Annotated in this window: 5 protein-coding genes and 6 pseudogenes; 4 read left to right on the forward strand and 7 right to left on the reverse strand. The window is 57.7% G+C overall.

Features of this window, described 5'->3' with window-relative positions; translation table 11 throughout:
- Positions 1–607 precede the first annotated feature (607 nt).
- Positions 608–1488, forward strand: a pseudogene (locus tag MLPF_RS12025) (HAD-IB family hydrolase).
- Positions 1489–2001: 513 nt separating this feature from the next.
- On the opposite strand, the gene MLPF_RS12030 reads toward MLPF_RS12025, so the two are convergent.
- The 5 genes and pseudogenes from MLPF_RS12030 to MLPF_RS17885 all read right to left on the reverse strand — a co-directional run.
- The gene (locus MLPF_RS12030) at positions 2002–2772 is read right to left on the reverse strand and encodes a hypothetical protein (protein ID WP_045843721.1); all 771 of its coding nucleotides are present in this window, start codon (positions 2770–2772) and stop codon (positions 2002–2004) included.
- A 6-nt stretch (positions 2773–2778) separates the two neighbouring features.
- Positions 2779–4226, reverse strand: a pseudogene (locus MLPF_RS12035) (ABC transporter ATP-binding protein).
- A 47-nt stretch (positions 4227–4273) separates the two neighbouring features.
- Positions 4274–5092 (reverse strand): annotated as a pseudogene (locus MLPF_RS16500) (ABC transporter permease).
- A gap of 12 nt (positions 5093–5104) precedes the next feature.
- Positions 5105–6054, reverse strand: a pseudogene (locus tag MLPF_RS12040) (ABC transporter permease).
- A 350-nt stretch (positions 6055–6404) separates the two neighbouring features.
- Positions 6405–6575, reverse strand: a pseudogene (locus MLPF_RS17885) (ABC transporter substrate-binding protein); the annotation flags it as partial.
- A gap of 790 nt (positions 6576–7365) precedes the next feature.
- Here MLPF_RS17885 and MLPF_RS12045 point away from each other — a divergent pair.
- Positions 7366–9212: pseudogene (locus MLPF_RS12045) on the forward strand (AMP-binding protein).
- 7 nt (positions 9213–9219) lie between these two features.
- On the opposite strand, the gene MLPF_RS12050 reads toward MLPF_RS12045, so the two are convergent.
- A complete protein-coding gene (locus tag MLPF_RS12050) occupies positions 9220–9918 on the reverse strand; it encodes a chymotrypsin family serine protease (RefSeq protein ID WP_175266479.1) in 699 nt (232 codons plus the stop codon).
- A 200-nt stretch (positions 9919–10118) separates the two neighbouring features.
- On the opposite strand from MLPF_RS12050, the gene MLPF_RS12055 reads away from it, so the two are divergent.
- Positions 10119–10664 (forward strand): phage holin family protein, encoded by a 546-nt coding sequence (locus MLPF_RS12055; protein WP_045843724.1) that lies wholly within the window; start codon positions 10119–10121, stop codon positions 10662–10664.
- Complete coding sequence (locus MLPF_RS12060) at positions 10665–11636, forward strand: alpha/beta fold hydrolase (protein ID WP_045843725.1); 972 nt, start codon at positions 10665–10667, stop codon at positions 11634–11636.
- Here MLPF_RS12060 and marP read toward each other — a convergent pair.
- Positions 11629–12822: an acid resistance serine protease MarP gene (gene marP, locus MLPF_RS12065; protein ID WP_162196976.1), complete on the reverse strand. Its 1194-nt coding sequence runs from the start codon at positions 12820–12822 to the stop codon at positions 11629–11631. The two genes, MLPF_RS12060 and marP, sit on opposite strands and share 8 nt — an antisense overlap.
- Positions 12823–12825: the final 3 nt, after the last annotated feature.

The raw sequence follows: 12825 nt of genomic DNA on the forward strand, positions 1-12825 counted from the left end.
CGGCAACGACAATTGCTGCCGTCTGATGTCGGCGTCGCCGTTTCAGCGGTGTTAACCACGCTGACGTGGGGTCACAGCAACCTGGCTTGAACACAACGATCCGCCGCTACTTATATCCAACAACACCGCCTACGGCCGCTGATCAAGTCTTTCTACCCATTGGATACTTCGAGCCAGTGTACACCACCTGGACACCGACGGCCGCGGCGACACGTCGGAGTGGCACCAGTCTCAAAACACAGATTTGCGGAAAGAGACACTTCTGCGCACAAATGCATCAGCCCAGCGTCTACGCAAGTATACGGTTATACGGTTCAGTACGATCCAACAATCGTACGCGAGCAAGCCTACGAAAGAACCTGACACGTGTAAAAAATACAACTAACCAAAAAGGCACCCCCGCCAGGGGGAAGAAGCGAAAGTCGTAGTACATCACCCCTTCGGGAGGGGTTGGGCTGATGCACCTTGAGCTGAGTCATAATGTTCCTTATTATACACACGTAATGCACGCGCTCACGCAGGTAATCGAACAATCAAAAAACATCTTGAGCCGCAAAACGCCATTATAGTGTGCGGCCGACTGCAGCGGTCTGGGCGGCCATGGTGTGTGCGGACTAGGGGGCCATCGGACCACCGACCCAATGCTGGATCAGGGACCGTTTCCGACTCGGCCGCCCAACAGCAAACCCCACCGCACACAGCGGCCACCACCGCTGCCCACGCCAGCACCGTAGTTTTCTTCGACCTGGACAAGACCACTACCGCCAACTCCGGCACATTAATCAGCGTTCAGCGAACCATTCTTCGACCAAAGACTGTTCAACCGTCGTGCCATGCTCAAGTCCAGCTACGCCCAGTTCAACCTTTCTACCCTCCGGTGCTGACCATGATCAAATGGATCGGATGCGCAGTCGCATGACCAAATGTGCGCCGGTTGGGACGCGGCGCAGGTCAGGTCGATCGTCAACAAGTCCTGCACGACACCGTGACTCCGTTTGGTGTTCGCCAAAGCCGCGAACCTTATCGCCGGCCACAAGCTATACGGCCGTGACGTCGTGATGGTGTCGGCCTCGGGAGAAATAAATGATGGCACCGATCGCTCGAGCCCTGGATGCTACCCATGCCATGACGCCTCGAATGGTCGTCGAGGACGGCAAGTCCACTGTTGAAGTGGCGTTAATAATGCTACGGCGACGGCAAGTTGCAGGCGATCCGTGAATTGGCTGCCGTGAGGGTTGCCCGCTGGAACATTGCTGCGCCTACTCCGACTCTATAACCGACCTACCGATGCTTGAGGCCGTAGGTCACCCGAACATGGTCGACTCTGACCAAAGTTTACGCAGAAAAACCGTCGAGCACGGTTGGCCGGTGCTGATGCTCTCGTGACCAGTCTCGCTGCGTGACCATAGCCCGACATCGTCGGGTGCGACGATAGCGATCACCGCTGCGGTGAGTATCACTACGTCGCCCGCCGGAGCGGTTGCCTAATTCGCTGCTGCGCCCGGCTTCGCCGCGCTTGCGCTCATAACTGGGCGCAACCAAACAGCAAACGCAGCGCAAGCCCACGATAAGGCGACCATTTATAACTTCCACAGTATTGGGCCTTACTGTGCTAAAGGTCTAGTAGTACAAAGGGGCTATGGAAGCTCGGTGAGATATAAGTCTATCCGGAAGAAAAGGTTCCATCTCCCGGTCCGCACCTCTAGCACGGTTCTCGACATCCATGTGCAGTCATAGTCGCAATATCAATATATTGTGACGAAGAGGTGTGGGTCTGCGTAATTGCGAAAAGCGAATAATCTTGGCGGCGTTTAGATAGAACTGCAACCGGAAACGCCGCCAAAATCGCCGAGGCCATCCACATAGCACATAAATGCACGCTCGGTACACGAGTTGCGTGTTAGCTGATGACGGACAGAATCGTTCAAACCACCACCCGCTTTACATTTCAACAACAAATTATCCAGTGTCTTTTGACGCACATCGATTACAGATAGTAGCTTATCTACTAGGCAGCGACTCGGCAATCGACAAAGCTTCCTGAGCACCGGCGTGCAATGCCCGGCAGCACAACACCAGCCAGGCAGCAACCCCTTTCGGTGTCCCACCGGCGAATCCACATGCTGCGTCCCGATAAGTTGTGGCTCGACGCATCCAACTAACCTCGGGCACGCCTAGCCCGTGCGGATCCAGACCGGTAGCGATAGTCACCAACCGCGACACAGCACGAGCCACCACACCATCGGCACTGCCAAACGGCTGCAGCGTCAGCAGTTCTCCGTGTGCGACTGCAGCGACCACCGGTGCCGACGCAAAAGTGCTACCACTCAACACATCCACGAGCAACTCCAACCGCAGACCCACCTCGGCATCCATTCGTGGGCGACCCAGACGGTCGTCACCAACCTGGTCAGCAGCCGCTAGCATATGTAGGCGGGCCAGTGCCTGTAGTGGTGCACGCTGCCATACCCCGACCAACGGGCCCACACCGCCTTCCAGCGCCTGGGCCACCCGCAACGCACCGCCGAACACCGGATCGCTAACCCCACCTTCCTGCGGGACGGCCCCCAGCAGATGGGCCAGTCGCACCGACCCACCGTCAAGCACTGATGAAGCGCGCGCCGCCCGCAGCGCCGCTTCGGCCGCAGTCACCGGCCAGCCTCGCAAGTTTGCCCGGTGTCGGTGAGCCCGGCCCAGCACATCGCGTGCTCGGTCACTGGCCGTAGCGACGCCAGGAAGCTCCATCAGTGGAGCCAGCGGATCAGCTGTCACAGCCTGTCAAGTTATCGCCCTATCGCAGGTATTAGCGCACCGGGGAATGGCCGCCAACAGCTGACGGGTGTACTGGTCAGCAGACGGAATGAACTCATCCTCGGTGGGAGTCGCTTTATCACCCGGTGGGGAAACATTACCAGAACGTCGTCGGCAATCTGCCGGAGCACCGCAAATCATGGCTGATAAACCAGGCACGTCAGTGCTAGTTAGATCTGTATATAGATTAGCAGATCCAATATCGTCTCCTGCACCAACGCATCTAGCATCGACACGACTTCAGCGCATACCAACACCTCGGGACACAGCGTCGGCGCCCGAGCGATCGCAACCAGTTTCCGCTGACTATCAGAAAGTTACACAAAACAGCCGGCCCAACACCGACGCCGTCGGGCCCACCTGACCGACCAGCCCGCATACCGCTTGTTTCACGTTGCTTGCAGTCGCCGACCCAGTATATCCGCAAAAGGTCTTCGATGGCACGAAACACCGAGAACATGGGATCCAAATTTTTTGCAAGGTTTCTGGAACACAGACTGCACTCGCCGGCGAAAAGCTAACCCTTCATCTCAGTTGAGTGTGCTGACGACCTGGGCACCATTGTGCACCACGAGACTCCCGTTAAATCTGGACCAGGCCAGAGGAGATAAGAACAGCAACTCGCACAGCGGCTTTCGTGAACACCTGCGATCAGAGATGTGCATAACCCCTGTTAAGCGCCGATAACTATGGAGCCACAGCAATCAATCGACGAGTTTACTCGTGTTGTGGATCTTGCAGAATTGATCGCACAGCAAATGATTCCATCACTACCCCACGACGGAAGACTACCACTGATTCAGCTTGTTTAGCGGTCAACACCAGATCATGAGTGATCAGTAGCAACGAGGTGCCAAGTTCGTCGATGAGCCGCTGCAAATGATCGAGCACCTGCCATTGCACAGTGACGTCCAACACGGAAGCCGGCTCGTCGGCAATAGCAACCGCAGCAGATCCACCAACCCGATGGCAATCAACGCACGCTGACCCAGGTCGCCCAAAAGCCGATGCGGATACCGGCCTACTCTGCAGGATCCTGCATGTCAGCCTGTAGCGCGCTACTCTACCGATTTTCTTCGTAAAAAACAGTCGGCATTGGACCGCAACGCTTCTGAGATTTGGCAACCAACCTTCCATACTGAGTTGAGATTAGTCATCGGGTCTTGCAGAACGTATAAGATACAACGACAGCAGATCGACCCGGAGTGTTCGGCGATCAGCAGCAGTAATGTCGGTACCGTCAAAACGATGCCTACCAGGGTAATTCGTCCAACGTGGAGCAGAAGCCTAAGAATCGCAGCAGCGGTGGCTTTCCTCGATCTCGATTCGCCGACGACCGCCACGATCTGACCGAACGGCACTATCAGATTCATTCAGCGAACCGCCGGATCTTTCGCGCCGAACCCGACTTCCAAGCCTTCGAAGAATAGAAGCGGCGATGCTTAGTCGCCGGTGCGGCGGCTCATACTCGCCACGCCCATGATACCGGGACCAAGGCTTCGCGCGAGGCGCCACCCATCATCATGAAAAACAAGCACTCTAACTGCCAGTGCGTCGGCGGGCTAGATCTAGATATAGGTGGGCCCGATCACAACCGGGTCTGGCCGACGTGGATATGATCGAATTAATTGAGATCATCACCGATGTCGGCCAGACCCACCCCGAAGCAGGACAGCGTGGCCTCAATAACGATGGACATATCGAAGGCTATAGGTGTACAACGCGATTACCGCATCTAACGCGTTGGGCAGAACATCCGTCAGTAGGGCTCGGCATTGGCTTTTCATCAATGCTTTAGCTGCAAGAACTACAGTTACTAGCCCGCATCTCGAATACCACGCCACGGGCGATCCTGTCTGTTTGAGGTGAGCCGAATAGCGCCAAGATTGCAATCGCCGTCCATATCGTATGGTGATATCTAACCTGCGTCAGCACAATGGCGGCCAGCAACAACAGCGATCCGAAAAATACGTCGATTATACGCGAGATAACCATATCGATCCACCCCCATAGAACCCGGCCAACGCACCCAGCACCCTGCCGACGACGAAAACGACCAGAGTTGCTCCCAAACCAACGGTGGACCTATGCCAGCGCACCGTAAATGATGCACACGTAGATGTCGTGGCTTGCAAATCGGTACCGAACCAGTGCGCTGTCGACGAATCCAGCAGACCCTGGTTAGAGTCAACATAGGTTGGATCGGCTCCGATAAACAACGCCAAAAAGCCGCTACCGTCCCAATGACCAGAACCAACATGCCGGCGACTAAGAACACCAAATGGCGGCGAAGTTAACGCCAGAATCCACTCCGGTCCGGGATTTGCTCAGCCACAACGGATCCACAGACCGTATATAACAGGTCCATTATCAAACTGGTGACCAGATAGATCAGCAAGAGCACGTCTACTTCGAGACCACCGTGCACTTCTCTTGCCGGGTGACGTCCTGATGAAGGACGACATCGAAGCATGGATGTTGAAGATGCTTTTGGTCACCATGGTTCCACCCATCAGGGCCACCAGATCAGCATTGCGGAAGGTCGCTACCCGGTATCAGCAAATTGCGCAGAATGCGCACCATTACCACCCGGTGCCAGGACAGCCCTTTGGCCATGACAGTACGAACATAATCGGCGTACGCATTGGCAACCACCGCCGAGCGAGTCAACCGCACCGCGTAGGCGAATGAAAGCATCGAACCTAATACGATCCCGAGGAGCAGCAGAAGCGCGAGCATCGCCCGTTCGCCGACGTTGATCGGCGCGATTACCAGCCGGATCCCGAATACGAATTACACCAAAAAGCCCAGCAAGAAAATGGAGATAGCAAATGATGATCAGTCCGGTGAGCAGGACCATGGAATCGAAGATTCCATGCGGGCGTAGGCCGGCGATCACGCCGAATCCAATAACGCAGGACGGATTCTACCGCCAGCGCAATCAGCGCCAGCCTAAAAGTCACCGGAAAAGCATGTACCAGAACAGCACTGACCGGTAGCCTGGAATAGTAACGACCCGAGTCGCCATGCAGGATGCCTCCTAAATAACGCAGATACTGCAGCAGGAAGAGATCGTCGAGACGGTAACTGGCACGCAGCTGCGCAATAGGTGCGGGAGTCAGCAGCCAGCGCGGCCACCGGGTCACCAGACAGCAGGAGGAGGACCATGCTATGGATCGCCCTGGTGGCGCTGAGGAAAACCTGCACCACCAGGGCGATCCGGCGCTCGATATACCAGCCCATCTCAAGTCTGGACGAGGTTCTCATAGTCGGGCAAATCGTTTCAGGTGAAGGGCACGTTGCTAACCGCAAACGACCACCTGATTACGCTGTTGTAGTCCCAAAGCGGCACAAGGGGCGAATCGTGCAACAAGATTTGCTGTGCGGCGTTAGTCAGCGCATAAGATTTTTGCATGCTGGCCGCGGTCTCGGCCGCCGCAAGCGCCGCATCGAAGTAGCCGACATCGTTAGATCCCGTTTCGATAGCAGTATTTCGATAGCAGTATAGTGAAGCAACGAACTCCACCATCAACAGATATTCACCTTGCCACGCAGACCGGAGGGGTGTTGTGGGATGCTACTGATGATCGGGGTGCGGCATTCGGCGAAGGTGGGCCGGAGGCGTTATAGGAACTCAGGCCAGCGAAGAGCCGATCGATCATCCGACTGCCGTTGGTAATGGTCGGGATCAGTGGGTTCGAGGGTGCCCCGCCATTGACGATCACTACAACAGGGCTATGCAGCCCACCTCCACAGCCGGCCACTAGAAGTTTCGTCGGCGAGGCAAACTCGCATGGCTAACGCAGTCCCGAATCCAACATAACATGACAGCGACCCTAGGACTTGCGACGGCGCTCAGCAGCCATGCCGCGCCTCGACCAACTCGGATAACACAACGCCGCCATCAGACACCACCCTTCGTGAACCCGCGGTCAGCGGGTACGTCTACAGTCGGCGGACCTCGATGGTGACCGGTACCGCAAACACCCTGACTGTGTCGGGAGTGTTGACACACAGATCGGTGTAAGCAGGTCACAAGTTGCCGCTATCGTCGATGGCCAAGCCCTCGACGATAGCCTGCTCTTGTTGCAAAAATGATATAATGACGGTGGGAAAAGTCTATATATTGACCGGCAAGCCATTCAATGTAGCCGCATAACGTGGGGTCAGTACAATTCCTACGGCCCGCCAGCTCCCAACTCGACCACGGGGGGAGCCGGTGAGAGTAAATACAGCTCAGCACGCGGTCACCCACGGCACCCTCAGTCAGCGAGACAGTAACCGCCGATCTGGTCCGCCCAGCACGACGGCGACTCGTCGTTAGCAGGTTTGGCCAATGCGAGTAGAACCAGTATGGCGGTGACGGTGTAATCTGTTGTGGCCATGACAAAGCTGGCAACCACCCGACTGCAACATCACCACAGGCACCTCACATTAAGTTCCGGCCATGGGGGTGATTACCTGCTACACGGTCGTTAGGCTCACCGGAATCGGTCATATCATACGGCCGCGCACTTGAATAAGACATATTTTAGAGACGAACCAGCGACCGAAATCAACGGCCCATCGTCGTATCCGCTGTCGGCCCAATTCGCCGAGCAAGCCAACGCCAAGCTCTACCGCACGACCGAGGAAGACCGACTAACTTTTTGGAGCAAGCAGCCAATTAGCTGTCGTGTTCAACGCCGTTAACCGAGGTGCTGAACTGGTCGGGGGCCTCATTCGCCAGGTGGTCTTTCTTGTAGGCGACACGCTCGACGTCGTCTACAACTGCCTGAACCGCCATGTCGCGGAGGTCCACGAGAATCGTGACACTATCTCACTGGGAGGGCGAACCCAGTGATAGTCGCTTGTTGACCTATTCGAATCTACAGACCCAGGGGTGCCAAGTGGCCAACGCGCTGACCAGCCTCATTCTGGTTGCCGTCTACCTGCCGTTGATCCCGGAGGCCGTGATCGCGATTTTGGTCTGCGCACAGCTGGGCATCATGCACAACGTGGTGTTCGGCGGCTTTGCCGCACACGTGCCGTGGACCCAAATCGCCAATGCTGACACGAAACTGCTGATCGTCAACGACGGGTAGTTCCGGCCCAGCAAGCCAGCGTCGCTCAAGAACACCGCCAACAAAGCCGTGACAACAAGCATGGCACCGTCGAGTATGTGCTGGTGTTGCAGAACAACGGAATTGATTTTTCCTAAAACAACAAAAGCGACCCGTGGTGGCACGATGTTGTCGACTCCACAAGCGCCAAACGTACTCCGGAGCCGTTCAACACCAAGTAGCCATTGTTCCTGCGCTACGCCTCGAGCACCACTAAAAACCAAGGGCATCATGCACACCAGTGGTGGCTATCTCACTCGGTGTTGTTACACGATTCAAACCTTCTCCCTGTCCAGCCGGACCGTGACGTTTTCTGGTGTATCGCCGACCGAGCATACCTAATGGGTCTACGGTCCACTGTCGCACGACGTAATCGAGGTGCTCTACGAGAGCAGGCCCAATACCCCATACCGGCAACGGAATTTTCATATCATCGAAAAATAAAAATACAGTTTTCCAATCTATTACACTGCTCCTACCCTGCGGCTACTGGGTCGGTCAGCGAACCGATCAACCCCGAGTCCTGGCGCTGGTACCGTGATGTCATAGGCCCCGACAAGCTCCCGGTAGTAGACACCTAGTGGCAGACTAAGACCGGTTCCGCGATGACCTCACCGCTCCTGGAAGTCGCTGCAGCCGAGCCAGGTTCGACGGTGACACCGCTGCCAGGTATCTCGGCCAAGATCGTCAACGACCACGGCAATGCGCTGCAGCCAGACATCTACAATACCAAGAACGCCACCAGGTACTTGGTCTTGGATCAGCCGTGGCTTTCGACGCTGCGTAGCATCGAGGGTAACCCGGAACGGTACCGGAACACCTACTGGTTCAAGTTCGGCGGGCAAAGCTTCTATTCCGCCGAGGACGGTACTAGCTTCGATCCCACTAATGCGATCTGGATACTTGGCCGCATCGACGACGTGATGGATGTGTCCGGTCACTGCATCTACGACCGTCGAGGTGGCGCCGGCGCGCGTCGGTCACGCCGCGGTCGCCGAGGGGGCGGTGGTCGACGTTACCGACGACACCAACGGTCACGCCATTTGCGCGTTCGTCATGCTACGGGCCAATTACGAGGACCACGACGGGACCACCCAACGAGCTGTGCGTCGAGATGGCCTAGGAATCTCACTCCATCACCCGGCTGAAAAAGGGCCACATCGTGCCGGAACTGCCCAAAGACACGCAGCGGCAAATCATGCGCCGCTTGCTGCGCGACGTCGCCTAGAACCAGAGAGCTGGGCAACAGGCCAACTTTGCTCGATCCCAGCTGTGTTCGACGTGATCCAGGCTGGTTAGCCGCGCGTCAGACCGGCTGAGGCACAAATCCTGCTCCGGGCCAGTTCTTGTTGTTTAAGTCGGCCAGAATCGCGTTCATCGACATCACCACCGCCGGCGTGTGCAGCGGGACAAACTTGATGATGCAGATCGGCAAGTTGTCAGTGAAAGCCCCGTGAATCATCCCGACTAGCAGGTTGTTGACGGTCACCGGCGCTCCGGAGTCCCCTGGTTGTCCGCACACCTGCATGACGAGGGTGTCAGACGTCTCGCCCATCCCCCACGTGACTCCACACGATTTGCCAGTGGTGCGACCCTGCTTACAAGCGATCTGGCCGAAGGCCGGATCCTGGCCGATGCCAGAAATTACGAAGCCTTTGTAGGTAGCCACCGGCATCACTTTGGCCGGATCAAACTTAATCACAGCATAATCGAGCTTGTCGTTACCCGCGATCATGGTTCCCATCGGGCCTCTGTTCTCCGCACCCTCGGCGGCGACCTGCGCGCCTGGACCTCCACAGTGCGCCGAAGTGAATCCGACGAGTTCGGCGGCACTGTCAGTACCGATCGTGGTCAGGGTGCACATCGTATCACCATTGATGACGATACCCGCACCTCCACCCATCGGAAGCCTACCGTCAGCAAACACAGTCTTGGTGGGCGTGCTCACCACGGCCAAGAGCACGGCAACCAGAGTCACCAGAACGCACCAGTGCCTCCTTCGCAAAACCAAACTCCCCTCTACCTGGTAGGAGTGCAGGAGCGCCAGTCTAAACGATCACCACGCAGTACCGATTCCGTACAAATTGTGACGGACGGTCAATTAGTCGACCTCGAATTCTGCTGTCGGTTCAATTGGCCTCGTCCGGATACAGAGCCGCATGGCAACATAAACCGCGACAACGGCGACTTCGAAAGGACCGGGCTGTGAGCAAAGGCGACCGCAAGAACGGGGTACCCAACACCCTGACCACGATTCCGTTGGTCGACCCGCAAGCCAGGCCCACTGAGCCATCGATAGGTGATCTGATCAAAGACGCGACAACTCAGGTATCCACGCTGGTGCGTGCCGAGGTTGAGTTGGCCCGCACCGAGATCATCCGTGACGTCAAGAAGGGTCTGACAGGCAGCGTTTTCTTCATCGCCGCACTGGTGGTGTTGTTCTACTCGACCCTCTTTTTCTTCTTGTGCCTCGCCGAGCTGCTCGACACCTGGCTATGGCGCTGGGTGGCCTTCCTGATCGTTTTCGCGATTATGGTCATGGTCACGGCCGCGCTGGCACTATTGGGCTACGTGAAGATCCGCCGGATCCGGGGACCGCGTCAGACCATCGAATCGGTCAAGGAGACACGCACTGCCCTCACCTACGGCCACTATAAGGCGCATACCAAACCACGCAAACTCACCGGACCCGACGCTAACCCGGAAAGCAGTCCCGACAGCAGGACCCCCGCCGATCCCTCGGGTTGGTAGATGGCAACGCCGAACCCGTCGGTGACCCGTATCGCCGGTCCATGGCACCATCTGGACGTGCACGCCAACGGCATCCGATTCCACGTCGTCGAGGCGGTGCCTACCCAGCCAGGCGGCCAGGACTGCACCTCGGCTACAGCACGACCACTGGTAATGCTGCTGCATGGTTTCGGTTCGTTCTGGTGGTCCTGGCGTCATCAGCTACGCGGCCTGACCGAAGGGCGACTGGTCGCGGTAGACCTGCGTGGCTACGGCGGCAGCGACAAGCCGCCCCGCGGCTATGACGGCTGGACACTTGCCGGCGACACAGCCGGGCTCATCCGAGCACTGGGGCACTCATCGGCGACACTGGTTGGCCACGCCGAAGGCGGGCTTGCGTGCTGGGCCACCGCGCTGCTGCACCCGCGGCTGGTGCGCGCCATTGCCTTAATCAACTCACCGCACCCGGTAGCGTTACGACGATCCATGCTGACGCGCCGTGATCAAGGTTACGCACTGCTGCCGACGTTGCTGCGTTACCAGTTACCGATTTGGCCGGAACGTTTGCTGACCCGCAATAACGCAGCGGAGATCGAACGCCTAGTCCGCAGTCGCAGCAGTGCCAAATGGCAAGCTTGCGAGGATTTCGCGACCACGATCGACCATTTGCGTATAGCGATCCAGATTCCGGCTGCCGCACACTGTGCACTCGAGTACCAGCGTTGGGCAGTGCGTAGCCAGCTACGTAACGAAGGCCGTCGATTCATGAAATCGATGTCTCGACCATTCAGCGTGCCGCTGCTGCACGTACGCGGCAACGCGGATCCCTACCTGCTAGCCGACTCGGTCGACCGAACACGACGCTATGCACCGCACGGACGCTACGTATCCGTCGCCGAAGCAGGACATTTCAGCCATGAAGAAGCACCGGAAGAAATTAACAGGTACCTGATGCGGTTTCTCAAGCAGGTGCACGGACCCCGGCTCAGCTGAGGCAAGGCCCAGTGGCTACCCCCTGGATCTCACCGATTTCGGTAAGCCGACGGGACACTTCCTCGGCCGTCAACACAAAGCCAGTTTCGGGGTCATCGACAGCTGCACCGAACACCACACCAAGCACCCGGCCATTAAGGTCGATCAACGGTCCACCTGAATTGCCTTGTTCCACAGTAGCTCTGATAGTGTACACCTCGCGGGTTACCGGCGCCGGATTTCGGTAAATGTCGGGTCCGGTGAGTTTGATGGCCTGGCGAATCCTGGCCGAGGTCGCGGTAAAGTTACCGCCAACGGGATACCCCAGCATCACCACGTTGGTGCCCGGTTTGGCCTTAGTGTCGTCGAAGAGCAGCGGTGCAGGCGGCAAATGCGGAACAGCCAGGATAGCGATATCGACCGACGGGTCGTAGGACACCACGGTGGCGTCAAACGGATTGCCGCTGGCGTACACCTGCACGCCGTCGGACCCAGCCACCACATGTGCATTGGTCATCACTCGGTCGAGCGATATCACGAATCCAGTTCCCTCCAACACTTTCTGACAGCTGGGCGCCACACTGCGGATCTTAACCACACTGGGCTGGGTCGCCAGCACCACCGGATTCTCGACCAACGCCGGGTCCGGCGACGCGACCGATAGGACCGGGGTGCGACTGAACGGCTCTAGCACCGCGGGCAGACCAGACGTATTCAGCAGCGCCGAGAGCTGCTTGGGCACCGTCTTCAGCCAGGTTGGCGCGACCTCATTGAATGAAGTAAGCGCCCGCGAACCCCGCACCGCGGAAGCCAGCTCTGGCTGCTCTTTCGACTGGGTCAGCGGTGTCGCCAACAGCCAAGTGGCGGTCAGCACCACAATGAGCTGAACCCCAACCCCAATGACCGAGTCAACCAATCGGACTATCCGGCCGCGGTTCGCGCTGCGCACCGCACGTCCCAGCCCCACACCGGCGACTTCACCGACCACAACCAACGCGAGGATCAGAAAAAGAGCGGCGAATAATTTGGCGCGCGGAGCATTGATGTGGCTAACGATGTGCGGCGCCAGCAGCACGCCCGCCATCGCGCCGAACAGTACGCCGATTAACGACAGCAGAGACCCTATCGCGCCCGAACGCCAGCCCGAAATAGCAGCGATGACCGCGACCGCTAGAACAGCGGTATCCAGCCACTGCGACAGGGTCATCGA

The sequence above is a fragment of the Mycobacterium lepromatosis genome (assembly GCF_000975265.2).
Lineage (GTDB): Bacteria > Actinomycetota > Actinomycetes > Mycobacteriales > Mycobacteriaceae > Mycobacterium > Mycobacterium lepromatosis.